The organism is Streptomyces sp. NPDC051921 (genome assembly GCF_040680975.1).
Classification (GTDB): Bacteria; Actinomycetota; Actinomycetes; order Streptomycetales; family Streptomycetaceae; genus Streptomyces.
Genome location: NZ_JBFAXU010000029.1, coordinates 27,029 through 50,883, shown reverse-complemented (window position 1 = coordinate 50,883; position 23,855 = coordinate 27,029). Strand labels below are relative to the sequence as shown.

At 71.7% G+C, this 23,855-nt stretch carries 21 protein-coding genes; 16 read left to right on the top strand and 5 right to left on the bottom strand.

Annotated features, from left to right (window positions below; all coding sequences use genetic code 11):
• The first annotated feature begins 218 nt into the window (after window positions 1–218).
• Complete coding sequence (locus AB0M16_RS31390) at window positions 219–1,181, top strand: thiamine-phosphate kinase (protein WP_365348981.1); 963 nt, start codon at window positions 219–221, stop codon at window positions 1,179–1,181.
• On the top strand, window positions 1,178–1,981 hold the full coding sequence (gene thiD, locus AB0M16_RS31385; protein WP_365348979.1) for a bifunctional hydroxymethylpyrimidine kinase/phosphomethylpyrimidine kinase: 804 nt from the start codon (window positions 1,178–1,180) through the stop codon (window positions 1,979–1,981). Before AB0M16_RS31390 ends, thiD begins: the two co-directional genes overlap by 4 nt.
• 177 nt (window positions 1,982–2,158) lie before the next feature.
• On the opposite strand, the gene rpmB is transcribed toward thiD, so the two are convergent.
• Window positions 2,159–2,344: a 50S ribosomal protein L28 gene (gene rpmB / locus AB0M16_RS31380; RefSeq protein WP_003957616.1), complete on the bottom strand. Its 186-nt coding sequence runs from the start codon at window positions 2,342–2,344 to the stop codon at window positions 2,159–2,161.
• A 235-nt stretch (window positions 2,345–2,579) separates the two neighbouring features.
• Between rpmB and AB0M16_RS31375 the strand changes: the two genes are divergently transcribed.
• The 9 genes from AB0M16_RS31375 (at window position 2,580) to mutM (ending at window position 12,625) form a co-directional block, all read left to right on the top strand.
• Window positions 2,580–4,166, top strand: a complete 1,587-nt coding sequence (locus AB0M16_RS31375) for a DAK2 domain-containing protein (protein ID WP_365348977.1) — start codon at window positions 2,580–2,582, stop codon at window positions 4,164–4,166.
• A gap of 145 nt (window positions 4,167–4,311) precedes the next feature.
• Complete coding sequence (locus tag AB0M16_RS31370; RefSeq protein WP_365348975.1) at window positions 4,312–7,542, top strand: helicase-related protein; 3,231 nt, start codon at window positions 4,312–4,314, stop codon at window positions 7,540–7,542.
• 82 nt (window positions 7,543–7,624) lie between these two features.
• On the top strand, window positions 7,625–8,206 hold the full coding sequence (gene rsmD / locus AB0M16_RS31365) for a 16S rRNA (guanine(966)-N(2))-methyltransferase RsmD (protein WP_365348973.1): 582 nt from the start codon (window positions 7,625–7,627) through the stop codon (window positions 8,204–8,206).
• 26 nt (window positions 8,207–8,232) lie between these two features.
• Complete coding sequence (gene coaD / locus AB0M16_RS31360; RefSeq protein ID WP_365349047.1) at window positions 8,233–8,712, top strand: pantetheine-phosphate adenylyltransferase; 480 nt, start codon at window positions 8,233–8,235, stop codon at window positions 8,710–8,712.
• A 109-nt stretch (window positions 8,713–8,821) separates the two neighbouring features.
• Entirely contained in the window at window positions 8,822–9,850 is a 1,029-nt protein-coding gene (locus AB0M16_RS31355) for a cell division initiation protein (RefSeq protein ID WP_365348971.1), read from the top strand.
• 177 nt (window positions 9,851–10,027) lie between these two features.
• Window positions 10,028–10,633, top strand: a complete 606-nt coding sequence (locus tag AB0M16_RS31350) for a DUF177 domain-containing protein (protein ID WP_365348969.1) — start codon at window positions 10,028–10,030, stop codon at window positions 10,631–10,633.
• A 2-nt stretch (window positions 10,634–10,635) separates the two neighbouring features.
• On the top strand, window positions 10,636–10,809 hold the full coding sequence (gene rpmF, locus AB0M16_RS31345) for a 50S ribosomal protein L32 (RefSeq protein WP_030496967.1): 174 nt from the start codon (window positions 10,636–10,638) through the stop codon (window positions 10,807–10,809).
• Window positions 10,810–10,828: 19 nt separating this feature from the next.
• Window positions 10,829–11,623 (top strand): ribonuclease III, encoded by a 795-nt coding sequence (gene rnc / locus AB0M16_RS31340; RefSeq protein ID WP_365348966.1) that lies wholly within the window; start codon window positions 10,829–10,831, stop codon window positions 11,621–11,623.
• 132 nt (window positions 11,624–11,755) lie between these two features.
• Complete coding sequence (gene mutM / locus AB0M16_RS31335) at window positions 11,756–12,625, top strand: bifunctional DNA-formamidopyrimidine glycosylase/DNA-(apurinic or apyrimidinic site) lyase (protein WP_365348964.1); 870 nt, start codon at window positions 11,756–11,758, stop codon at window positions 12,623–12,625.
• Here the strand turns inward: mutM and AB0M16_RS31330 are convergent.
• Window positions 12,615–13,022 (bottom strand): helix-turn-helix domain-containing protein, encoded by a 408-nt coding sequence (locus AB0M16_RS31330; RefSeq protein WP_365348962.1) that lies wholly within the window; start codon window positions 13,020–13,022, stop codon window positions 12,615–12,617. The two genes, mutM and AB0M16_RS31330, sit on opposite strands and share 11 nt — an antisense overlap.
• A 166-nt stretch (window positions 13,023–13,188) precedes the next feature.
• Between AB0M16_RS31330 and AB0M16_RS31325 the strand changes: the two genes are divergently transcribed.
• Window positions 13,189–13,773, top strand: a complete 585-nt coding sequence (locus tag AB0M16_RS31325) for a flavodoxin family protein (RefSeq protein ID WP_365348960.1) — start codon at window positions 13,189–13,191, stop codon at window positions 13,771–13,773.
• Window positions 13,774–13,862: 89 nt separating this feature from the next.
• Here AB0M16_RS31325 and AB0M16_RS31320 read toward each other — a convergent pair whose 3' ends face one another.
• A complete protein-coding gene (locus AB0M16_RS31320; protein WP_365348958.1) occupies window positions 13,863–14,696 on the bottom strand; it encodes a CAP domain-containing protein in 834 nt (277 codons plus the stop codon).
• A 168-nt stretch (window positions 14,697–14,864) separates the two neighbouring features.
• On the opposite strand from AB0M16_RS31320, the gene AB0M16_RS31315 reads away from it, so the two are divergent.
• The 4 genes from AB0M16_RS31315 to AB0M16_RS31300 all read left to right on the top strand — a co-directional run bounded on the left by AB0M16_RS31315 (window position 14,865) and on the right by AB0M16_RS31300 (window position 21,224).
• A complete protein-coding gene (locus tag AB0M16_RS31315) occupies window positions 14,865–15,146 on the top strand; it encodes an acylphosphatase (protein WP_365348956.1) in 282 nt (93 codons plus the stop codon).
• A 404-nt stretch (window positions 15,147–15,550) separates the two neighbouring features.
• On the top strand, window positions 15,551–15,769 hold the full coding sequence (locus AB0M16_RS31310; RefSeq protein ID WP_365348954.1) for a hypothetical protein: 219 nt from the start codon (window positions 15,551–15,553) through the stop codon (window positions 15,767–15,769).
• 217 nt (window positions 15,770–15,986) lie between these two features.
• Complete coding sequence (smc, locus tag AB0M16_RS31305) at window positions 15,987–19,562, top strand: chromosome segregation protein SMC (protein WP_365348952.1); 3,576 nt, start codon at window positions 15,987–15,989, stop codon at window positions 19,560–19,562.
• A gap of 228 nt (window positions 19,563–19,790) precedes the next feature.
• Window positions 19,791–21,224: a sugar porter family MFS transporter gene (locus AB0M16_RS31300; RefSeq protein WP_365348950.1), complete on the top strand. Its 1,434-nt coding sequence runs from the start codon at window positions 19,791–19,793 to the stop codon at window positions 21,222–21,224.
• An 84-nt stretch (window positions 21,225–21,308) separates the two neighbouring features.
• Here AB0M16_RS31300 and AB0M16_RS31295 read toward each other — a convergent pair whose 3' ends face one another.
• Both AB0M16_RS31295 and AB0M16_RS31290 read right to left on the bottom strand, forming a co-directional pair.
• Complete coding sequence (locus AB0M16_RS31295) at window positions 21,309–22,286, bottom strand: LLM class flavin-dependent oxidoreductase (protein ID WP_365348948.1); 978 nt, start codon at window positions 22,284–22,286, stop codon at window positions 21,309–21,311.
• A gap of 54 nt (window positions 22,287–22,340) precedes the next feature.
• A complete protein-coding gene (locus AB0M16_RS31290) occupies window positions 22,341–23,828 on the bottom strand; it encodes a cytosine permease (RefSeq protein ID WP_365348946.1) in 1,488 nt (495 codons plus the stop codon).
• Window positions 23,829–23,855 lie beyond the last annotated feature (27 nt).

The window sequence follows — 23,855 nt, the reverse complement described above, 5'->3', positions numbered from 1 at the left end:
GCCACGAGGATCTTGTGGGAGAAAGAGACGCCACGGTACCGCGTCGCCGCGGGCCGCGGGGAGACCTCCGAGCTCGGAGGCGCCCGCGGTGTGGCGTACACAGATGAGAAGTTGACGGTCTACTTGACGGTATCCGGCACGGTGACGGCCCGCGACCCGCACGGCGAGGAGCAGCGGAGCGGCGCGGCGGCCGGCACGACGACACGAGGTGACACGCGGTGAAGGGCACAGTCGGAGAGCTCGGCGAGTTCGGGCTCATCAGGGAGCTCACCTCCCGGCTCACCTCCACCCCCGCGGTGCGGATCGGGCCCGGCGACGACGCCGCCGTGGTCTCCGCCCCCGACCGGCGGGTGGTGGCCAGCACGGACATCCTGCTCGAGGGGCGCCACTTCCGCCGCGACTGGTCGACGGCCTACGACGTCGGCCGCAAGGCCGCGGCGCAGAACCTCGCCGACATCGCCGCCATGGGCGCCGTCCCCACCGCGCTGCTGCTCGGCCTGGTCGTCCCCGCCGAACTGCCGGTCACCTGGCCCACGGAAATGATGGACGGATTGCGCGACGAATGTCAGGTCGCGGGCGCCGCGGTGGTCGGCGGCGACGTCGTCCGCGGCGACACGATCATGGTCTCCATCACCGCGCTCGGCGACCTGCGCAACCACGACCCGGTCACCCGCGGCGGAGCCCAGCCCGGCGACGTCGTCGCCTACACCGGCTGGCTCGGCTGGTCGGCCGCCGGTTACGCGGTGCTCTCCCGCGGCTTCCGTTCCCCGCGCGCCTTCGTCGAGGCCCACCGCCGCCCCGAGCCCCCGTACCACGCGGGCCCCGCGGCCGCCGGGCTCGGCGCCACCGCCATGTGCGACGTCAGCGACGGCCTGATCGCCGACCTCGGCCACATCGCCGAGGCCAGCAAGGTCCGCATCGACCTGCGCTCCGGCCTCATCGACATCCCGACCCAGATGAACGACATCGGCCAGGCCGTCGGCGTCGACCCGCTGCAGTGGGTGCTCACCGGGGGAGAGGACCACGCGATCGTCGCCACGTTCCCGCCGGACGTGAAGCTGCCCGCCCGCTGGAAGGTCATCGGCGAGGTCCTCAACCCCTCCGCGCTGCCCCAGGTCACCGTCGACGGCGCGCCCTGGCACAGCGTGGGCGGCTGGGACCACTTCGGCGGGACCGAGTGACCTCCCCGCCGCCCCTCGTCCTCACCGTCGCCGGATCCGACTCCGGCGGCGGCGCCGGCATCCAGGCCGACCTCAAGACGATGCTCGCGCTCGGCGTCCACGGCATGAGCGTGATCACCGCCGTGACGGCCCAGAACTCCCTCGGCGTCCAAGGCGCCTGGGAGCTGCCCGGGGAGGCCGTACGGGCCCAGTACCGGGCCGTCGTGGACGACATCGGCGTCCGGGCGGTCAAGACGGGCATGCTGGCGAGCGCGGCGCTCGTGGAGACCGTGGCGGAGCTCCTCGCCGGCACGGACGCCCCCGTGGTCGTCGACCCGGTGGGCGTCTCCAAGCACGGCGACCCCCTGCTCGCCGCGTCCGCGCTGGACTCCGTACGCGCGAAGCTGCTGCCCGTCGCGACCGTCGCCACGCCCAACCTGGACGAGGTGACGCAGCTGACGGGCGTCGTCGTCGAGGACGAGGCCGGGATGTGCCGGGCGGCCGAGGCGATCCTCGCGTACGGGCCGCGCTGGGCGCTGATCAAGGGCGGCCACCTTCCCGGAGGAGCGGCGGAGGCCGTGGACCTGCTCACCGACGGCACGGAGGAGCACTGGCTGTACGCCCCCCGGTACGACAACCGGCACACGCACGGCACGGGCTGCACGCTCGCCTCGGCGGTCGCGTCGGGCCTGGCGAAGGGCCTGCCGGTGCCGGAGGCGGTACGGGAGGCGAAGGCGTACGTGACGGGCGCGATCGCGGCGGGCTTCGCGCTGGGCGGGGGCATCGGCCCGGTGGACCACGCGTGGCGCTTCCGCTCCTAGCCCTGGCCTGGCCCGGCGCTGCCCGGCCGGGGCCGGGCCGGAGAACCCCGTTACATGGCCCCAGGCATGGCAAAAGGCCGGTTCACCGAGGTGAACCGGCCTTCAAGGCAACCGCAGGGGCTGCGCTACGACGAGACGTCGGCGGGGCTTTCCCCGCTTCCGCGGGGGTAGCACCAATTAGCGCGAGACCTTGCCGGCCTTGATGCACGAGGTGCAGACGTTGAGCCGCTTCGGCGTCCGACCGACCACGGCACGCACACGCTGGATGTTCGGGTTCCAGCGACGAGACGTACGGCGGTGCGAGTGCGAAATGTTGTTGCCGAAGCCCGGCCCCTTGCCGCAGACGTCGCAGTTGGCAGCCACGGGTCACTCCAAAGACTTCAGATTTACAGTGAAACCGGCGCACCGGAATCGGATCAGGGATCTGAAGTGGCTTGCCGGGGAATGGCCCGACGTGTGCCGGGCAACCGAAGCAGCATACAACGGCTGCTCCCGTGGAACGAAACTACCACGGTCCGCACGGCCCCCGCCCCGGGCACCGGCCGGGCGCGGGTCTACCCTGCGGTGAACCCACCGCAGCGCACAGGAGGACCACCCGTTGCCGCGAGCTCCGCAGACCCTCGACGCCGAGGCGGTCCGATCCTGGTGCGCAGGGGCGCTGGCGGCGCTCGGCAGGGAGCGCGAGGAGATCGACGCCATCAACGTCTATCCCGTCGCGGACGGGGACACGGGCACCAACCTCTACCTGACGCTGGAGGCCGCGGCACGCGCGGTGGACGAGGCCTTCGCCGAGCGGCCCGGGGCGGCGCCCGAGGCGGCCGAGGTCATACGGGCCATGGCGCACGGCGCGCTGGTCGGCGCCCGGGGCAACTCCGGGACGATCCTCTCCCAGCTGCTGCGCGGCACGGCCGCGGTCCTCGCCGGCGGGTGTGACGGTGATCACCTCGCCCGCGCGTTCGCGAGCGCCGCCGAGGCGGCCCGGCAGGCCGTCGCCCACCCCGTCGAGGGCACCCTCCTCACCGTCGCCGACGCCGCGGCCGGCGCCTGCGCGGAGGGCGGCGACCTCGTCACGGTGGCGACAGCGGCCTACGAGGGGGCCAGGACCGCCCTGGAGCGGACCCCCGGCCAACTGGACGTGCTCCGCCGCGCCGGGGTCGTGGACGCCGGAGGACGCGGTCTGGTGACGGTCCTGGGCGCGCTCGTGGAGACCCTGACCGGCGAGCGGCCCGTACGCCCCGCGCAGCCGGTGCACCGCCCGCTCCCGGCCCCCGTGGACTGCGAGGGCGGACCGGCCGGCCCCGCGTACGAGGTCATCTACCTCCTGGAGGCCGAGGACGCGGCCGTGGAACGCCTCCGGGCCCGCCTGGACGAGCTGGGGGAGTCCCTGGTGGTCGTCGGCGGCGACGGCCTGTGGAACGTCCACGTCCACGTCGACGACGCCGGCGCGGCCGTCGAGGCGGGCGTGGAGGCGGGCCGCCCGTACCGGATCGGCATCACCCACTTCGAGGTGCGCGGCGAGCCGGCCGAGCGGGCGGTCGTCGCCGTGCTGCCCGGCGAGGGCCTGGCCGGGCTGTGCGCCGAGGCCGGCGCGACCACGCTCCTGGCCCGGCCCGGGGAGCCGCCGTCCGTCACGGAACTGGCCGAGGCGATCCACCGGGCCCACGCGCGCGAGATCGTCCTGCTGCCCAACGACGGCGACCTGCGCCAGGTCGCCGCGGCGGCCGCCGAGCAGGCCCGCGCGGAGGGCATCAGGGTCGCCCTCATCCCGACCCGCGCCGCCGTCCAGGGCATCGCCGCCCTCGCCGTCCACGAACCGGACCGCCGCTTCGACGAGGACGTCGTCGCCATGACGGCGGCGGCCGGCGCCACCCGCTACGCCGAACTCGCCGTCGCCGAACGCCAGTCCTTCACCTCCGCGGGCGTCTGCCAGGCCGGCGACGTGCTGGGCCTCATCGAGGGCGACGTCGCCGTCATCGGCCAGGACCTCACGGCCACGGCCCGTACGGTCCTCGACCGCATGCTCTCCGCCGGCGGCGAACTCGTCACCCTCGTGGTCGCCGCCGACACCCCCGAAAGCCTCGCCCCCACCCTGGAATCCCACGTCCGTGCCACCTACCTGGCGGTCGACACGACGACGTACCAGGCGGGCGAGGGGACCGCGCCGCTGCTGATCGGCGTGGAGTAGTCCCCCGCCGCCCGGTGGCGGCTCGACGGTGCGGAAATCGCCCTGCCGTGCGCGCCGTTCGCAGGAGCCGACGGCCCACGGGCGGACCCACACGACCGGCTGGTCCGCCCGGCCTGCGCGACGTCTGTCGGTGCCGTGGTGTGCAATGGATCGCGTGCCTGCGCTCGACGAACCACTGAAGAAGCTGCTCGGCGCCGCCACCGCCAAGGTGATGGCCGAGCACATGGACCTGCACACGGTCGGCGACCTGCTCCACCACTACCCCCGGCGGTACGCGGAGCGCGGCGAGCTGACCGCGCTCGCCGACCTGCCGCTGGACGAGCACGTCACGGTGGTCGCCCAGGTCGCCGACGCGCGCGTGCACACCTTCAACAAGGGCGGGCGCGGCAAGGGCCAGCGCCTGGAGGTCACCATCACCGACGGCAGCGGCCGGATGCAGCTGGTGTTCTTCGGCCGCACGGTCCACTTCCACCAGAAGGAGCTGCTGCCCGGACGGCGGGCCATGTTCGCCGGCAAGGTCGGCGTCTTCAACCGGCGCCTCCAGCTCGCCCACCCCGAGTACAAGCTCCTCGACGCCGACAGCAGCACCGAGACCGTCAAGGCCTTCGCGAGCGAGCTGCTGCCCATCTACCCGGCCTGCAAGCAGCTGGAGTCCTGGACCATCGAGCAGTCCGTCGCCATCGCGCTCGACTCCATGGCGGCCACCGCCTGGGAGGGCCTCGTCGACCCGCTGCCGCCGGCCCTGCGCGAGGGCCGCGGACTCACCGACCTGGCCGACGCCCTCGCCAAGATCCACCGCCCCCGCACCAAGGCCGAGATCGCCGACGCCCGCGACCGCCTCAAGTGGGACGAGGCCTTCGTCCTCCAGGTCGCCCTCGCCCGCCGCCGGCACGCCGACACCCAGCTCCCCGCCGTCGCCCGCCGGCCGGCGGAGGACGGGCTGCTCGACGCCTTCGACGCCAAGCTCCCCTTCACCCTCACCGAAGGACAGCAGAAGGTCTCCAAGGAGATCTTCGACGACCTCGCCACCGAGCACCCCATGCACCGCCTCCTCCAGGGCGAGGTCGGTTCCGGGAAGGCTCAGCCTCTCGACTCGCTCGTGCTGACTCCCGAAGGCTTCAGGCCGATGGGCGAGATCACCGTGGGTGACCCGGTCGTGGTGCCTACGGGCGACATCGCTCTGGTCGACGGAGTCTTCCCGCAGGGCGAGCGGGATGTATGGCGCCTGGTGCTGTCCGACGGCACGTCTGTCGAGTGCGACGACGAGCATCTGTGGATCGTCGGAACGAGCAGTGCCTGGGACAGGGGTCAGGAACCGAAGGTGATGACCACTCGCGAGATCCGAGAGGACACGTTCAAGGCCGACGGCTCGTCGAAGTGGCATATCCCGGCAGCCACGCCGGTAGACCTGGCGGACGGCACGTCACCGCCGCTCGACCCTTACGTGTTCGGGCTGCTCCTGGGTGACGGGTCCTTCCGGCACGACCTCCTCTTGTCGACCGCCGACGAGGAGATTCTGACCGCTGTACGAACGGTCCTCGAACCGGAGTGCACGGTCACACGGGTCCCTGGCTCTCGCTGTGACTACACCATCGGCCTCCGGGGCCCCGAGGGCGGGACACGGCGGAATCCCGTGGTCGGCGTCTTGCGTGCTTTCGGCCTGTGGGGCGCCACGTCTCACGACACGTTCCTGCCCGGGGAATTCAAGAACACCTCGGTCAAGAACCGTCTCGCCGTGCTGCAGGGGCTCATGGACACGGACGGGACCGTGGACGCCCAAGGGCTGAGCGTGTCCTTCTGCTCTGCCTCCCGGCAATTGGCCGAGGACGTGGCATGGCTGGTGCGGTCGCTGGGCGGTCGGGCTCGCTTGCTGACGAAGAAGGCAGCGTTCAACGTCTCGATCGCGCTGCCCGACGAGTACATCCCCTTCAGACTCGCTCGGAAGGCGCGTCGCATGCCCACCCGGCCGAAGGACAACACGTTCCGGCGCGGAATCAGGGCAGTCGAGTATGTGGGGCGCAAGCCGGTTCAGTGCATCAGCGTCGCGCACCCCGATCACGCGTATGTCACGGACCACTTCACCGTGACGCACAACACCATGGTGGCCCTGCGCGCCATGCTCGCCGTCGTCGACGCCGGGGGACAGGCCGCCATGCTCGCGCCCACCGAGGTGCTCGCCCAGCAGCACCACCGGTCGGTCACCGAGATGATGGGCGAGCTCGCCGAGGGCGGGATGCTGGGCGGGGCGGAGCACGCCACCAAGGTGGTGCTGCTCACCGGATCCATGGGCGCCGCCGCACGGCGCCAGGCGCTGCTCGACCTGGTGACCGGCGAGGCCGGGATCGTCATCGGCACGCACGCGCTGATCGAGGACAAGGTGCAGTTCCACGACCTCGGTCTGGTCGTCGTCGACGAGCAGCACCGCTTCGGCGTCGAGCAGCGCGACGCCCTGCGCGGCAAGGGCAAGCAACCGCCGCACCTGCTGGTCATGACGGCCACGCCCATTCCCCGTACGGTCGCGATGACCGTCTTCGGCGACCTGGAGACCTCCGTCCTCGACCAGCTGCCGGCCGGCCGGTCCCCGATCGCCAGCCATGTCGTCCCGGCCGCCGACAAGCCGCACTTCCTCGCCCGCGCCTGGGAGCGGGTCCGCGAGGAGGTCGAGGCCGGCCACCAGGGGTACGTGGTGTGTCCGCGCATCGGGGACGAGGAGGACCAGAAGGCCAAGAAGAAGGCGAGCCCCGAGGACGAGGCCGAGAAGCGCCCGCCGCTCGCCGTCCTCGACGTCGCCGAGCAGCTGCGGGCCGGTCCGCTCGCCGGGCTGCGCGTCGAGGTGCTGCACGGCCGGATGCACCCCGACGACAAGGACGACGTCATGCGCCGCTTCGCCGCCGGCGAGGCCGACGTGCTGGTCGCCACCACCGTCATCGAGGTCGGCGTCAACGTGCCCAACGCCACCGCCATGGTGATCATGGACGCCGACCGCTTCGGCGTCTCCCAGCTCCACCAGCTGCGCGGCCGCGTCGGCCGCGGCTCCGCCGCCGGCCTGTGCCTGCTCGTCACCGAGATGCCCGAGGCCAGCCCCGCCCGCCAGCGCCTGAACGCGGTCGCCTCCACCCTCGACGGCTTCGAGCTCTCCCGTATCGACCTCGAACAGCGCCGCGAGGGCGACGTCCTCGGCCAGGCCCAGTCCGGCGTCCGCTCCTCGCTGCGCATGCTCGCCGTCATCGAGGACGAGGAGGTCATCACCGCCGCCCGCGAGGAGGCCACCGCCCTCGTCCTCGCCGACCCCGACCTCACCTCCCACCCCGAGCTGCGCACCGCTCTCGACGCGCTCCTCGACAAGGACCGGGAGGAGTACCTGGAGAAGGGCTGACCGCTGCACGGCCGTCCCCCTCCCGCCCCGGCCGCCCTAAGCTATTGCTTACGCACTGGCCCATGGATGACGAGGACCCCAGATGACCCGCGTGATCGCCGGCACCGCCGGCGGACGCCGACTCGCCGTGCCGCCGGGCAACGGCACCCGGCCCACTTCCGACCGCGCGCGGGAAGGCCTCTTCTCCACCTGGGAGTCCTTCCACGGCCTGGAGGGGGCGCGCGTGGCCGACCTGTACGCGGGCTCCGGCGCCGTCGGCCTGGAGGCGCTCTCCCGGGGCGCGGCCCACGCCCTCCTGGTGGAGGCCGAGCCGCGTGCCGCGAGGACCGTGCGCGAGAACATCCGGTCCCTGGGTCTGCCCGGCGCCGAACTGCGCACCGGCAAAGCCGAGCAGATCGTCACGGGACCGGCCCCGGCCGAGCCGTACGACCTGGTCTTCCTGGACCCGCCGTACGCCGTCGCGGACGCCGATCTTCGCGAGATCCTCCTCACAATGCGCTCAGGGGGCTGGATCGCCGAAGATGCCCTCGTCACCGTGGAGCGCAGCACCCGAGGCGGAGAATTCGGCTGGCCGGACGGCTTCGCACCACTGCGGGCCCGTCGCTACGGCGAGGGAACGTTTTGGTACGGTCGCGCCGCCTCTACGTGCGAAGACGCACGATGACCGGACCGGAGAGCGAGGGACCCAAGTTGCGCCGCGCCGTATGTCCGGGGTCATTCGACCCCATCACCAATGGACACCTCGACATCATCGCCCGCGCCTCCAAGCTGTACGACGTGGTGCACGTCGCGGTGATGATCAACCAGTCGAAGAAGGGCCTCTTCACGGTCGAGGAGCGGATCGAGCTCATCCGTGAGGTCACCGCCGACTTCGGCAACGTCGAGGTGGAGTCCTTCCACGGCCTTCTCGTCGACTTCTGCAAGCAGCGCGACATCCCCGCCATCGTCAAGGGACTGCGGGCCGTCAGCGACTTCGACTACGAGCTGCAGATGGCGCAGATGAACAACGGGCTCTCGGGCGTCGAGACGCTGTTCGTGCCGACCAATCCGACCTACAGCTTCCTGTCGTCCTCCCTGGTCAAGGAGGTCGCGGCCTGGGGCGGCGACGTCTCCCACCTGGTGCCGCCGCAGGTCCTCGAAAGGCTCACCGAGCGCCTGGGCGAACGGTGACCCCCGGCCACCTCCGCTGACGCTCCGTCACCAGGTCCCGGGCAGGGCCCGACTGGCCTTACAGTCGTCCCGTCCGTCTCCATCCAGCTGTAGAGAGTGGCGAGCACCGGTGGACGTGCAGAAGAAGCTCGACGAGATCGTCGCGACGGTCCAGAACGCCCGCTCCATGCCCATGTCGGCGTCCTGTGTGGTCAACCGGGCCGAGCTGCTTTCCCTGCTCGACGAGGTCCGTGAGGCCCTGCCCGGCTCGCTGGCCCAGGCCCAGGAACTGCTCGGCGGGCGGGAGCTGATGGTCGAGCAGGCCCGCCAGGAGGCCGAGCGGATCATCGAGGCCGCCCACGCCGAGCGCGGCTCGATCGTCTCCGACAGCCAGGTCGCCCGCCAGTCCCAGGGCGAGGCCGAGCGCATCCTCGCCGAGGCCCGCCGTGAGGCCGAGGAGATCCGCGCCGAGGCCGACGACTACGTCGACTCCAAGCTGGCCAACTTCGAGGTCGTGCTCAACAAGACCATCGCCTCCGTCGACCGTGGCCGCGAGAAGCTGCTCGGCCGCGGCCCGGGCCTGGACGCCGAGGGGTACGCGGACGAGGACGCCCCCGAGTACAGCGCCGACCCGCAGACCCTGATCGAGCGGGCGGACGGCTACGTGGACACCAAGCTGGGTGCCTTCGAGGCGGTCCTGAGCAAGACCCTGGAGGCGGTCGGCCGAGGCCGGCAGAAGCTGCACGGCCGGATCGCCAGTGACGCCCTCGGCGAGCACATGGCCGCCCAGGACGCGGCGGGCAGCCCGCTGCACACCAGCGACGCCGACTACCTGGCCGGTCTCGCGGAGCTGGCCGACCCCGAGCCCGTGCAGATCCCGGCGCAGCAGGCCGTCCCGCAGCAGCCGGCGGCCGCCCCGTACGGCTACCAGCAGCCGGTCCAGGACCCGTACGGCTACCAGCAGCAGCCGGTCCAGGACCCCTACGCGTACCAGCAGCCGGTCCAGGACCCGTATGCCTACCAGCAGCAGGCCGACCCGTACGGTTACCCGCAGCAGCCCCAGGCGCAGCCGCAGGCCGCCGCCCTCGACGAGACCAGCTTCTTCGACACGAGCATGATCGACCTGGAGCAGCTGCGTCGCTACGAGCAGGGCCGATGACCCTGATTGGGCCCTGAGCGAAGCGTCCAGTATCCTGGCTGTTCGGTCGCGCGTATGCCCGCGATCCATGCTGCCTTGCTTCGTCCTCCGAAGCGGACGTGGCAGCCCCCCACGCTGGTGAACGACCTGAAAGCAGGAAGAGCCCTGAGCACGCGCCTCGACCATCGCAACCCCCTCGTGTTCGACACGCACGAGCTGGGGCGGCGTCCTGGTGCCATGCAGCGGATCTCCCGCACGGTCGACGCCCCCAGGGACCTGGGGATCGCAGGGGTCATCGGAGTGCCCGAGGGCGAGCCGGTGGAGATCGAGCTCCGTCTCGAGTCGGTCATGGAAGGGGTGCTTGTCACAGGCACCGCCCGTGCGTCGGCCGAGGGGGAGTGCGTAAGGTGTCTGGAGTCCGTCGAGCTGGAGCTCGACGCGGACTTCCAGGAGATGTTCTCGTACCCCGACTCCGACGACCGGGGCCGCTCGAAGGCGGCCGCGGACGACGAAGCCGAGGACGACGAGGACATGATCCCCCTCGAGGACGGCATGTTCGACCTCGAGCCCGTGCTGCGCGATGCGGTGGTGCTCGCACTGCCCATGCAGCCGGTGTGCCGGGAGGACTGTGAAGGTCTGTGTTCCGAGTGCGGGACCAACCTGAACGACCACCCGGACCACCACCATGACGCCGTCGACATCCGTTGGGCGGCACTGCAGGGACTCGCCGGTTCGCTGGGAACCGACGAGAAGGACAACATGAGCGACGCCGCATCCGGTGTCGACGAGAAGCAGGAGAAGTAGCCGTGGCTGTTCCGAAGCGGAAGATGTCGCGCAGCAACACGCGCCACCGCCGGTCGCAGTGGAAGGCTGCGGTCCCCACCCTGGTTTCGTGTGAGCGTTGCCAGGAGCCGAAGCAGCAGCACATCGCGTGCCCGAGCTGCGGCACCTACAACAAGCGCCAGGTCCTCTCCGTCTGAGGGGCCGGTGAGAGGCACGATGTCTGACCACGTCAATTCGGCCTCGTCCCACACGCTTCTGGAAGGGCGGCTCGGGTATCAGCTCGAGTCCGCCCTTCTGGTGCGTGCGCTGACCCACCGTTCCTACGCGTACGAGAACGGCGGTCTGCCCACCAACGAGCGTCTGGAGTTCCTCGGGGACTCCGTGCTCGGCCTGGTGGTCACGGACACGCTCTACCGCACCCACCCCGACCTGCCCGAGGGCCAGCTGGCCAAGCTGCGGGCCGCGGTGGTCAACTCGCGTGCGCTGGCGGAGGTGGGCCGCGGCCTCGACCTGGGTTCCTTCATCCGGCTCGGCCGGGGCGAGGAAGGCACGGGCGGCCGGGACAAGGCGTCCATCCTCGCCGACACCCTTGAAGCGGTGATCGGTGCGGTCTATCTCGACAGGGGTCTCGACGCGGCGTCCGAGCTGGTGCACCGGCTCTTCGACCCGCTGATCGAGAAGTCCTCGAACCTCGGCGCCGGCCTGGACTGGAAGACCAGTCTCCAGGAGCTGACCGCGGCCGAGGGCCTGGGCGTTCCGGAGTACCTCGTCAGCGAGGAGGGTCCGGACCACGAGAAGACCTTCACTGCTGCTGCCCGCGTCGGTGGTGTCTCGTACGGCACCGGCACCGGCCGCAGCAAGAAGGAGGCGGAGCAGCAGGCGGCGGAGTCCGCGTGGCGCGCGATTCGCGCGGCCGCGGACGAACGCGCGGCGGCGGCGAAGGCCGCGGCCGAGGGAGAGGTCGCCGACCCCTCTCCCGGCGATTCCACCGGGGACCAGGCTTCGGTCTGACCCCTCCGCGATCCTTCGCGGTCCTTCTTCGTCCGATGCCCCCGTCCCGCCCGGGACGGGGGCATCGGCGTGTCCGGGGCGGCGGTAGGCTGCGAGCAGAAGCCGCCGCAACCATCCGTCCGGAGGAGTCCCGTGCCCGAGCTGCCCGAGGTCGAGGTCGTCCGACGCGGTCTTGAGCGGTGGGTCGCGGGGCGGACCGTCGCCGAGGTGGACGTCCTGCACCCCCGGGCGGTGCGCCGCCACCTCGAGGGCGGGGCGGACTTCGCCGCCCGGCTGAAGGGGCAGCGGTTCGGGACGGCCCGGCGCCGCGGCAAGTACCTGTGGGTGCCGCTCGCCGACGGCGGCGCCTCCGTGCTGGGGCACCTGGGCATGAGCGGCCAGCTCCTCGTGCAGCCCGAGGACGCACCGGACGAGAAGCACCTGCGGATCCGGATCCGCTTCGACGACTCCGAGGGTACCGAGCTGCGCTTCGTCGACCAGCGGACCTTCGGAGGGCTGTCGCTGCACGACACCGCCCCCGACAGCACCGACGGACTCCCGGACGTCATCGCGCACATCGCCCGCGACCCCCTGGACCCGGTCTTCGACGACGCGGTCTTCCAGGCGGCGCTGCGCCTTCGCCGTACGACGATCAAGCGGGCACTGCTCGACCAGTCGCTGATCAGCGGCGTCGGCAACATCTACGCCGACGAGGCGCTGTGGCGGGCGAAGCTGCACTACGAGCGGCCCACCGCCACCCTCACCCGGCCCCGCTCGGCCGAGCTGCTCGGACACGTACGGGACGTGATGAACGCGGCGCTCGCGGTCGGCGGCACCAGTTTCGACTCGTTGTACGTCAACGTGAACGGCGAGTCGGGCTATTTCGACCGCTCGCTCGACGCGTACGGGCGGGAGGGCGAGCCGTGCCACCGCTGCGGTACGCCGATGCGCCGGCGCCCGTGGATGAACCGCTCCAGCTACTTCTGCCCGCGCTGCCAGCGCCCGCCGCGCGTCACGGTGTGACCGCTTCGGCCCGCTCGGCGTCGTAGCCCTCGCGGGCGGCGAGCACCTGCGACATCCGGCTTTCGACCAGGCGGATCAGCGTGAGCAGCTGCTCGGCGACCTCGGAGCCCAGCGGCGTGAGCCGGTAGTCGACGCGTGGTGGGTTGGTGGGCTGGGCCTCGCGGTGCACGAGGCCGTCGCGCTCCAGCGCGTGCAGCGTCTGGGACAGCATCTTCTCGCTGACGCCGTCCACCCGCCGCCGCAGTTCGTTGAAGCGGAAGCTTCCCTCGTGGAGCGCGCCCAGGGTCAGGCTGCCCCAGCGGCCGGTCACGTGCTCGAGCGTGCCGCGGGAGGGGCAGGACTTGGCGAAGACGTCGAAGGCGTCGACGCAGGTGAGGTCTGGGCGGTCGTCGGTCATGCTCTCTACCATACTCGCGCGCAGCGCTGTAGATGGGGTGGCGCTGCGGTTCATCATGCGCTAGCTCGTGGGTGGCGCTGAGTAGAGGTTTGCGCTTTCTGAAAGTTAGTGCTCTACTTCTTGGCGTCGCCCCTGCCGTTCCGTCGCACCGCCGAGGAGCCCCTTCATGACCACGCCCGTCGTCTCCATCGCGTACCACTCCGGCTACGGCCACACCGCCGTCATCGCCGAGGCCGTCCGGAGCGGCGCCGCCGACGCCGGTGCCACCGTCCACCTGATCAAGGTCGACGAGATCACCGACGCCGAGTGGGAGCTCCTCGACGCCTCCGACGCGATCGTGTTCGGCTCGCCGACCTACATGGGTACCGCCTCCGGTGCCTTCCACCAGTTCGCCGAGGCCACCTCGAAGCGCTGGTTCGCCGACGCCTGGCTGGACAAGCTCGCGGCCGGCTTCACCAACTCCGGCTCGAAGAGCGGCGACAAGCTGCACACCCTGCAGTTCTTCCAGACCCTGGCCGGCCAGCACGGCATGACCTGGGTCAACCTGGGTCTGAAGCCCGGCTGGAACCACAGCGCCGGCTCCGAGAACGACATCAACCGCCTCGGCTTCTTCAGCGGCGCCGCCGCCCAGACCCCGAGCGACCTGGGTCCGGAGGCCGTCCACAAGGCCGACATCGCGACCGCCGAGCACCTCGGCCGCCGCGTCGCCGCGACCGCCCGCACCTTCGCCCTCGGCAAGGCCGCGGCCTGACGCCCGCGTCCCTGTCCGGGCGCACGCGGAAGGGCCCCGTCACCGACGTCCGGTGGCGGGGCCCTTCCGCATGCAGGGGGCACAGGGGGTCAGAAGCCGAAGTCCTGGGTCCACCACGGTCCGCCGTCGCCGAAGTGGACGCCGACGCCGAGCACCTTGTAGTCGCAGTTCAGGATGTTCGCGCGGTGTCCGTCGCTCGCCATCCAGGACTTCATCACCGCGGCCGCGTCCACCTGGCCGCGGGCGATGTTCTCGCCGCCGAGGCCGGTGACGCCGACCTTCGCGGCGCGGTCCCAGGGAGTGGCGCCGTCGGGGTCGGTGTGGTCGAAGAAGTTGCGGGCCGCCATGTCCGCGCTGTAGGCGCCGGCCAGGGAGGCGAGCCCGGAGTCGTTGCGGATCGGGGTGCAGCCGACCTTGGCGCGCTCCAGGTTCACCAGGCGGACGACCTCCGCCTCGGCCGCCGACTCCCGGGCGCCCAGGGAACGGACGACGGTGGTCGGGGCGGTGGTGGGGGCCTTGGTGGCCGGGGCCTCGGTGACCGGGGCCCCGGTCGGGCGGACCGTCTTCGTCGGCGCGGGGGCCGGCGTCTTCGAGGCCTTGGCGCTGGGGGTGGGCGTCGGCTTGGTGGCGGAGGGCTTCGGGGTCGGCTTCGCCGAGGGAGCCACGGCCCTGCCGTTCCCCGCGGGCTTTCCGGAGCCCTGGCCCGCCGGGGTCGCCGAGGCGCCGCCCTGGGTGGTCAGGCTCGGGGCCTGCTGGGCCTCCACGTGCCGCTCGGCCGTGTTCGCGCTGTCGACGGTGAAGGTGTCACCGCCGGGCAGCAGACCCGAGGCCACGACTGCCGCGCCCACCGCGACCGCCGCGGAGACACCGAGCAGTCCGGTGCGTACGGGTGCGCCGCGCCGTGCGCCGCGATGGCGTCCCATGTACTCCGCCTCCTGACCTCTGAACTGCGATCTTTGCTGATCTTTGCTTTCGTGGACATTGTCGAACGGGGTGCGCCCATGCGGGTGAGCCCCGTTCCGTCGGGACTGTACGCCAAGACGCGCGGGGCTGACGTGCTCCTTCCGTAATTCGCCCGTTAGCGTGCAGCCATGAATGACGACGTACGGATGACCGCCTGGGTGCGCGGCCGGGTACAGGGAGTGGGCTTCCGCTGGTTCACCAGGGCAAACGCACTGGAGATCGGCGGGCTGGTGGGCTTCGCCCTGAACCTCGACGACGGCCGGGTGCAGGTCGTGGCCGAGGGGCCGAGTGAGAATTGCCACCGTCTGCTCGACTGGCTCCGGTCCGACGACACGCCCGGGCGGGTGGACGGGGTCACTGAGATCTGGGACACGCCGCGCGGCATCTACGACACCTTCGCGATCCGCTGAGACCTCTCCGCGATCTTGCTTCCGCAACGCCGCCCGAGCCCCCCGAACGGGTCTCGGGCGGGTGTTCGGGGAACGTGCGGGAAAGCGGAAACGGCCTGGTGGTTGCCAAGAAGCACTTGCCGTGCCAGGCTGCGCGAGGCAGGATGATCGAAACACCCTCAGGGCACCGAGTTGCGAGGCGCCGCCGCCTGATGTGCGGCCGTGGACCCCCCGGTGGCCCCTTGATGCAGGGCGTGATCGTGTTGACCGTCAAACTTTTTGGTGAGACTCTGGAAGCCCCGCGCACCTTAGCTGTTCGAGCGTGAGAACGGGCACGACAAAGAACACGGTCGAGCACCGCGGGTGCGAATCCCTCACGACCCACACCGCTTCGGTCGGTCACTCAGTGTGGAGGACCATCCATCATGGCAAAGGCGCTTCTCGGTTACGTCGGCGGCTCCGACCCGCGACTCCTCGCCGAGATGCGACGGCTTCAGCAGCGCGTCCAGGACCTGGAGTCCGAGCTGGTACGGATCCAGTCCGAGAACGACGCGCTCACCGCTGCCGCCGCTCAGCACACGGGAGAGTCGCTGCTGGACAGCATCGATCTCGACGTCACCAAGGCGGAGCCTGCGCTCACCTGAGGTCCCAGCCCCGAGGGGCCAGGTGAGAAACACTCTCGCCAGCACTGCTGGACATGCAAGGGGCGCTCCGGCGTCCCTTCTTTCTTGCGCATCTCGCGCCGCGCCCCGTGCTCGCTGCTCGCGCACACCCCCCTGCCCCCGTGTCCCACTTCTTGGGGGAGGGTGTGCCCTGCACCTTCATGGGTGAAACCCGGGACCCCGGGTAGAGTCCGCAGGCGTGCATCTCAAGGCCCTGACGCTCCGCGGTTTCAAGTCGTTCGCCTCCGCCACCACGCTGCGGTTCGAACCGGGAATCACCTGCGTCGTCGGGCCCAACGGCTCGGGCAAGTCCAATGTCGTGGACGCACTGTCCTGGGTCATGGGAGAGCAGGGCGCCAAGTCGCTGCGCGGCGGCAAGATGGAGGACGTCATCTTCGCCGGCACGACCGGGCGGCCCCCGCTCGGCCGTGCCGAGGTGTCGCTCACCATCGACAACGCCGACGGCGCGCTGCCCATCGACTACGCCGAAGTCACCATCACCCGGATCATGTTCCGCGGCGGCAGCAGCGAGTACCAGATCAACGGCGACACCTGCCGGCTGCTCGACATCCAGGACCTCCTGTCCGACTCCGGCATCGGCCGTGAGATGCACGTCATCGTCGGGCAGGGCCAGCTCGACTCCGTCCTGCACGCCGACCCGATGGGCCGGCGCGCCTTCATCGAGGAGGCCGCGGGCGTCCTCAAGCACCGCAAGCGCAAGGAGAAGGCGCTGCGGAAGCTCGACGCGATGCAGGCCAACCTCGCGCGCGTCCAGGACCTCACCGACGAACTGCGCCGCCAGCTCAAGCCGCTCGGCCGGCAGGCCGCGGTCGCCCGCCGCGCCGCCGTCATCCAGGCCGACCTGCGCGACGTCCGCCTGAGGCTGCTCGCCGACGACCTCGTACGCCTCAAGGAGGCGCTCAGCGCCGAAGTCGCCGACGAGGCAGCGCTCCTCGCCCGGAAACAGGCGACCGAGGCCGAGCTGAAGGCCGCCCTCGCGAAGGAGGCCGACCTGGAGGACGAGGTGCGCCGCCTCGCACCGCGGCTCCAGCGCGCCCAGCAGACCTGGTACGAGCTGTCGCAGCTCGCCGAGCGGGTGCGCGGCACCGTCTCGCTCGCCGACGCGCGCGTCAAGAGCGCCACCGACCGGCCCGCCGAGGAACGGCGGGGCCGCGACCCGGAGGACATGGAGCGCGAGGCCGCCCGCATCCGCGAGCAGGAGGCCGAACTGGAGGCCGCCCTGGAGGCCGCCGAACGCGCCCTGGAGGACACGGTCGCCCACCGCGCCGAACTGGAGCGCGCCCTCGCCGTCGAGGAGCGGCGGCTGAAGGACCTCGCCCGGGCCATCGCCGACCGCCGCGAGGGCCTGGCCCGGCTGCACGGCCAGGTCAACGCGGCCCGCTCGCGCGCCGCGTCCGCCCAGGCCGAGATCGACCGGCTGGCCGCCGCGCGCGATGAGGCACAGGAGCGGGCGGTCGCCGCGCAGGAGGAGTACGAGCAGCTGAAGGCCGAGGTCGACGGGCTGGACGCCGGCGACACGGAGCTGGCGGAGCGCCACGAGGCCGCGCGCGGCTCCCTCGCCGACGCGGAGACCGCCCTCGCCGCCGCCCGCGAGGCCGCCGCTGACGCGGACCGCGCCCGCGCCGCGACGCGCGCCCGGCACGACGCCCTCGCCCTCGGCCTGCGCCGCAAGGACGGCACGGGGGCCCTGTTGTCCGCCGGCCTCACCGGCCTCCTCGGCCCCGCGGCCGAGCTCCTGACGGTCAGCCCGGGCCACGAGATCCCCGTGGCCGCCGCCCTGGGCGCCGCCGCCGACGCCCTGGCCGTGACGGACCCGTCCGCCGCCGCCGAGGCCCTCCGCCTGCTGCGCAAGCAGGACGCCGGGCGGGCCTCGCTGCTGCTCGCGGGCGCGGCGGAGCAGGACGCCGGGCCGCCCGCCGCGGCGGGGACCCTGCCCGCCGCCTCCCTCGTCACCGGACCGGGCGAACTCATGGGCGCCGTACGCAGGTTGCTCAAGGACGTGGTGGTCGTCGGCGGGCTCGACGAGGCCGTCGAGGTGGTACGGGCCCGGCCCGGACTGACCGCCGTCACCGCCGAAGGCGACCTGCTCGGCGCGCACTTCGCGCAGGGCGGTTCGGCCGGCGCGCCGAGCCTCCTCGAGGTGCAGGCCTCGGTGGACGAGGCGGCGGCCGAGCTGGCCGAGCTCGACGTGCGCTGCGCGGCGCTGGAGTCCGCCAAGGAGGCGTCGGCCGAGCGCCGCCGGGAGGCGGCGCGGCTCGTCGACGAGCTGACCGAGCGACGGCGCACGGCGGACCGCGAGAAGTCGGCCGTCGCCCAGCAGCTCGGCCGGCTCGCCGGACAGGCCAGGGGCGCGGCGGGGGAGGCCGAGCGCACCGCCGCCGCGGCCGCCCGCGCCGAGGAGGCCCTGGAGAAGGCGCTCGCGGAGGCGGAGGAGCTGACCGAGCGGCTGCTCGTCGTCGAGGAGACCGCCCTCGGGGAGGGCGGGGACGAGGAGCCCGACACCTCGACCCGCGACCGCCTCGCGATCGACGGCTCGAACGCGCGCCAGACCGAGATGGAGGCCCGCCTCCAGGTCCGCACCCACGAGGAGCGGGTCAAGGGCCTGGCCGGCCGGGCGGACTCCCTCGACCGGGCCGCCCGCGCCGAACGCGAGGCCCGGGCCCGGGCCGAGCAGCGCCGGGCACGCCTGCGCCACGAGGCGGAGGTCGCCGCCGCCGTCGCGTCGGGCGCCCGCCAGCTGCTCGCCCACGCCGAGGTGTCCCTGGTCCGCGCCGAGCAGGAGCGCGCCCTCGCGGAGGCGGCCAGGAGCGCCCGCGAGCAGGGCCTGAACGCCGCCCGCACCGAGGGCCGCGACCTCAAGGCGGATCTGGACAAGCTGACCGACTCGGTACACCGCGGCGAGGTCCTGGGCGCCGAGAAGCGGCTGCGGATCGAGCAGCTGGAGTCCCGCTCCCTGGAGGAGCTGGGTGTGGAGCCGGCCGTGCTGATCGACGAGTACGGCCCGCACCAGCTCGTACCGCCGTCGCCGCCCGCCGAGGGCGGGTCCCCGGACGCCGGTGGCTCCGCGGAGGGCCCCGAGGACCCCCGCAACCAGCCGCGCCCGTTCGTCCGTTCGGAGCAGGAGAAGCGGCTCAAGGCCGCCGAACGGGCGTACCAGCAGCTCGGCAAGGTCAATCCGCTCGCCCTGGAGGAGTTCGCCGCCCTGGAGGAACGCCACCAGTTCCTCTCCGAGCAGCTGGAGGACCTGAAGAAGACCCGGGCCGACCTCCTTCAGGTCGTGAAGGAGGTGGACCTGCGGGTCGAGCAGGTCTTCACGGAGGCGTACCGGGACACGGCGCGCGAGTTCGAGGGGGTGTTCTCGCGGCTCTTCCCGGGCGGCGAGGGGCGGCTCGTGCTCACCGACCCGGAGAACATGCTCACCACCGGCGTCGACGTCGAGGCCCGCCCGCCGGGCAAGAAGGTGAAGCGGCTCTCGCTGCTCTCCGGCGGCGAGCGCTCGCTGACGGCCGTGGCGCTGCTGGTCTCCATCTTCAAGGCGCGGCCCAGTCCGTTCTACGTGATGGACGAGGTCGAGGCGGCGCTCGACGACACCAACCTGCAGCGGCTGATCCGGATCATGCAGGAGCTCCAGGAGTCCTCGCAGCTGATCGTGATCACGCACCAGAAGCGCACGATGGAGGTCGCCGACGCGCTCTACGGGGTGTCGATGCAGGGCGACGGCGTCTCGAAGGTCATCAGCCAGCGGCTGCGCTGACCGGCCGTTCCCAAGATCCCTTTCACACTTGCTTCAACTTTTGAAGACAAGATGGCCTCTCTTGCGTTTCAAGTCATACGACATCAACTATTGACTTCGAAACCTGAAGGCATAGTCTCTGCAACGTTGCTTTTACCTTCACGTGGTGGGCGGCGTGAAGTTGTGCGCCACTTGAAGGGCTCGCCCCCCACCGCACCGGCGACGCTGCCGGAGCCCCGAGGAGTCCCCGTGACCAGCACCGCACAGGCGCCCCCTCCGCCGTCGTCCGAAGGCCGTTCGGCCCATCCGGACCACATCGGACACGTCATCTTCATCACGGCCTCGGCCGCGATGGGCGGCTTCCTCTTCGGCTACGACAGCTCGGTCATCAACGGTGCCGTCGAGGCCATCCGCGACCGCTACGACATCGGTTCCGCGGCCCTCGCCCAGGTCATCGCCATCGCCCTGATCGGCTGCGCCATCGGCGCCGCCACCGCCGGCCGGATCGCCGACCGCATCGGCCGCATCCGCTGCATGCAGATCTCCGCCGTCCTCTTCGCCGTCAGCGCCGTCGGCTCCGCGCTGCCCTTCGCCCTCTGGGACCTGGCCTTCTGGCGGATCGTCGGCGGCTTCGCCATCGGCATGGCGTCGGTGATCGGCCCCGCCTACATCGCCGAGGTCGCCCCCGCCGCGTACCGCGGCCGGCTCGGCTCCTTCCAGCAGGCCGCCATCGTCATCGGCATCGCCATCTCCCAGCTGGTCAACTACGGCATCCTGCAGCTCGCCGACGGCGACCAGCGCGGCGAGATCGGCGGCCTGGAGGCCTGGCAGTGGATGCTCGGCGTGATGGTCGTCCCGGCGCTCCTCTACGGTCTGCTCTCCTTCGCGATCCCCGAGTCCCCGCGCTTCCTCATCTCCGTCGGCCGTACCGACAAGGCCAAGGAGGTGCTCGCCGAGGTCGAGGGCCACGGCGTCGACCTGGACCGCCGGGTCACCGAGATCGACCAGGCCATGCGCAGCGAGCACAAGTCCACCTTCAAGGACCTGCTGGTCGTCGGCCGCAGGTTCACGCTGCTGCCCATCGTCTGGGTCGGCATCGGCCTCTCCGTCTTCCAGCAGCTCGTCGGCATCAACGTCGCCTTCTACTACTCCGCGACGCTGTGGCAGTCCGTCGGCATCGACCCGTCGAGCTCGTTCTTCTACTCCTTCACCACGTCGATCATCAACATCATCGGCACCGTGATCGCGATGGTGCTGGTCGACCGGGTCGGCCGCAAGCCGCTCGCCCTCGTCGGCTCCGTCGGCATGGCGATCGCCCTCGCCTTCGAGGCCTGGGCCTTCTCCGCCGACCTCGTCGACGGCAAGCTGCCCAACACCCAGGGCGTCGTGGCGCTCGTCGCCGCCCACGTCTTCGTGCTCTTCTTCGCCCTCTCGTGGGGCGTGGTCGTCTGGGTCTTCCTCGGCGAGATGTTCCCCAACCGCATCCGCGCCGCGGCCCTGGGCGTCGCCGCGTCCGCCCAGTGGATCGCGAACTGGGCCATCACCGCCAGCTTCCCGTCCCTCGCGGACTGGAACCTCTCCGGCACCTACGTGATCTACACGGTCTTCGCCGTGCTCTCGATCCCCTTCGTACTGCGGTACGTCAAGGAGACGAAGGGCAAGGCGTTGGAGGAGATGGGCTAATCCCCGCTGCCCCTCTCCTCACGCACCACGCCGCCCCGGTCCGAGGCCCCTCGCCTCCGGACCGGGGCGGTCCGGTGTCGCGCCCTACGCCGTGAGGCGGGGCAGTACCGCGTCGCAGAACAGGCGCACGCTCCGCCAGCCCTCCTCGACCGGCATCCCGCCGCACAGCGGGTGCAGCACCAGGCTGTCGAGCTCCGCGCCGAGCGCCACGCACTCCTCCGGCGTCACCACCCGGTACACCCCCTCCGCGCGCAGCTCCGGCACCGTCGTCGCGGTCGAGCGGACCGCCGAGCGGATGTCCTTCGACTGCCAGGACGCGTAGGTCCGCGCCTCGTGCAGGAAATGTCCGCCGTACTCCGCCCAGGTCCGGTCCGGGTCCTCCGACACGTGCAGCAGCGGGGTCTCGCGCGCCGGCATCATGGTCCAGCCCTCGGTGCCGTACGCGGCGCACTGCTCCTGGTAGTACGTCTCCAGCTCCGGCAGGTGGGCGCTCGGGAAGAGCGGCAGCCCGAGCCGGGCCGCCCGCCGGGCCGCCGCCTTCGACGAGCCGCCGACCAGCAGCAGCGGGTGCGGCTGGGTGAGTGGCCGCGGGGTGATCCGCACCGTACGGCCCTGGTACGTGAAGGGCTCGCCGGACCAGGCCGCGAGCAGGGTCTCCAGGAGCAGGTCCTGGAGCTTGCCGCGGCGCCCCCAGTCGACCCCGCGCTCCTCGTACTCCTCCGGCCGGTAGCCGATCCCCGCCACCGTCACGAGCCGCCCGCCGCTCAGCAGGTCCAGGACCGCGATCTCCTCCGCGAGCCGCAGCGGGTCGTGCAGCGGCCCGATGATCGCCGAGACGGTCACCGCGATCCTCCGGGTCGCCCCGAACACCGCGCCCGCGAAGGCGAAGGGGGAGGGGAGCCAGTTGTTGGCGGCCCCGTGGTGCTCCTCGGTCTGCACGGTGTCCACCCCGTGCGCGTCGGCGTGCACGGCCATCTCGACGGCGGCGCGGTAGCGCGCCGAGAGGGAGACGGGGTCCGCGTGCGGATCGACGAGGTTGAACCGGACGACGGTGAACGGCATGGGAAGTCCCCCTCCACGGGTGCGTCGTGGAGGGGGACGTTAGCTGACGCGGCGTCAGATGGAAACGGTCTCGCGGGTCCCGGTGGGCTTCCCGGTGGGCTCGGCGGCCACGGCCCCCGGCTCGGCCGTCTCCGCCGCGCGCTCCCGCGGCAGCACCGCGTAGAGCACGCCCGCCACCACGGTCGTCGCCGCCCAGCCGAGCCCGTTCCGCCCGATCCAGGACGAGGCCAGGGGGCCGGCGAACCAGTCGACCCTGGTGAACAGCAGGCCCGTCGCCAGGGCCACGCCCCAGGCGGTCATCGCCCGCCAGGCGAAACCGCCGCGGTACCAGTACGCGCTGGAGCGACTGGTGTCCATCAGCGCCTCCGCGTCGTACGACCTCCTGCGCAGCATGTCCACGCCGAAGACGCCGATCCACGCCGAGAACGCCACCGCGAGCAGCGTCAGGAAGGAGATGAACGAGCCGATGAAGCTGGTCGCCACCACCATCAGCAGGAAGCCGAGGACCAGGCTGATCACGGCGTTCACGCTGACCGCCGCCGCCCGCGGCACCTTGATGCCCAGGGTCTGCGCCGTGAAGCCGGCCGAGTACATGGACATCGAGTTGATCAGCAGCATCCCGATCAGCGCGATCACCAGGTAGGGGACCGAGATCCACATCGGCAGCAGCTCGCCGATGAAGGAGACCGGGTCCTGGGCCGAGGCCAGGTCCGGCGTCGACACCGCCATCACCGCGCCCATCAGCACCATCGGCAGCACGACGATCCCCGCGCCGCCGACCGTCGAGCCGACCACGGCCTTCGAGGAGGCGGTACGCGGCAGGTAGCGCGTGAAGTCCGGACCGGAGGGCACCCAGCTGATGCCGCCCGCAGCGATCGTGCCGATGCCGGCCACCAGCATCGCCGTCGAACCGGCCGGCTCGGCGAAGACCGCCGACCAGTCGGTGTTCGCCACCAGATAGCCCAGGACCAGGACGGAGAAGGCGCCGAAGAGGTACGTCGACCAGGTGCTGCACACCCGCAGCGCGGTGATCCCGAGCCCGGACACCAGGAACGTGCACGACACGAAGACCAGCAGGGTCACCACGATCAGGAACGTGTGGGACCTCACGCCGAAGAGCAGGTCGAGGACCGTCAGCACCGCGTAGGCACCGGTGACCGCGTTGATCGTCTCCCAGCCCCAGCGCGCCACCCAGATCAGAGCCCCCGGAAAAAGGTTTCCGCGCTGCCCGAACACCGCACGCGACAGGGCCATGCCCGGCGCGCCGCCCCGCTTCCCCGCGATCGAGATCAGGCCGACGATCCCGTACGACAGGACCGGAGCGGCCACCGCCACCAGCAGGACCTGCCAGAAGTTCAGGCCGTTGAAGACGATCAGGCCGGCACCCATCGTGAGCAGCAGCACACTGATGTTGGCCGCGACCCAGGTCGGGAACAGCTCCCGGACCCGGCCGGTCCGCTCGACGTCGGGAACGGGTTCGAGGCCGCGGCTCTCCAGCGTGCCACCGCTCGGCGCGCCTTCGGTCTCGGACGCGTGGGACATAGGGGTACTCCGTCGTACAGATGGGGG

What these genes read in the sequence shown, in the direction of transcription:
- AB0M16_RS31315 (WP_365348956.1), top strand. Translation starts at nt 14,865, where the DNA reads ATGAATGACGACGTACGGATGACCGCCTGGGTGCGCGGCCGGGTACAG.
- rsmD (WP_365348973.1), top strand. Translation starts at nt 7,625, where the DNA reads ATGACCCGCGTGATCGCCGGCACCGCCGGCGGACGCCGACTCGCCGTG.
- AB0M16_RS31370 (WP_365348975.1), top strand. Translation starts at nt 4,312, where the DNA reads ATGGATCGCGTGCCTGCGCTCGACGAACCACTGAAGAAGCTGCTCGGC.
- AB0M16_RS31330 (WP_365348962.1), bottom strand. Translation starts at nt 13,022, where the DNA reads ATGACCGACGACCGCCCAGACCTCACCTGCGTCGACGCCTTCGACGTC.
- AB0M16_RS31295 (WP_365348948.1), bottom strand. Translation starts at nt 22,286, where the DNA reads ATGCCGTTCACCGTCGTCCGGTTCAACCTCGTCGATCCGCACGCGGAC.
- rnc (WP_365348966.1), top strand. Translation starts at nt 10,829, where the DNA reads ATGTCTGACCACGTCAATTCGGCCTCGTCCCACACGCTTCTGGAAGGG.
- AB0M16_RS31290 (WP_365348946.1), bottom strand. Translation starts at nt 23,828, where the DNA reads ATGTCCCACGCGTCCGAGACCGAAGGCGCGCCGAGCGGTGGCACGCTG.
- AB0M16_RS31310 (WP_365348954.1), top strand. Translation starts at nt 15,551, where the DNA reads ATGGCAAAGGCGCTTCTCGGTTACGTCGGCGGCTCCGACCCGCGACTC.
- AB0M16_RS31320 (WP_365348958.1), bottom strand. Translation starts at nt 14,696, where the DNA reads ATGGGACGCCATCGCGGCGCACGGCGCGGCGCACCCGTACGCACCGGA.
- AB0M16_RS31325 (WP_365348960.1), top strand. Translation starts at nt 13,189, where the DNA reads ATGACCACGCCCGTCGTCTCCATCGCGTACCACTCCGGCTACGGCCAC.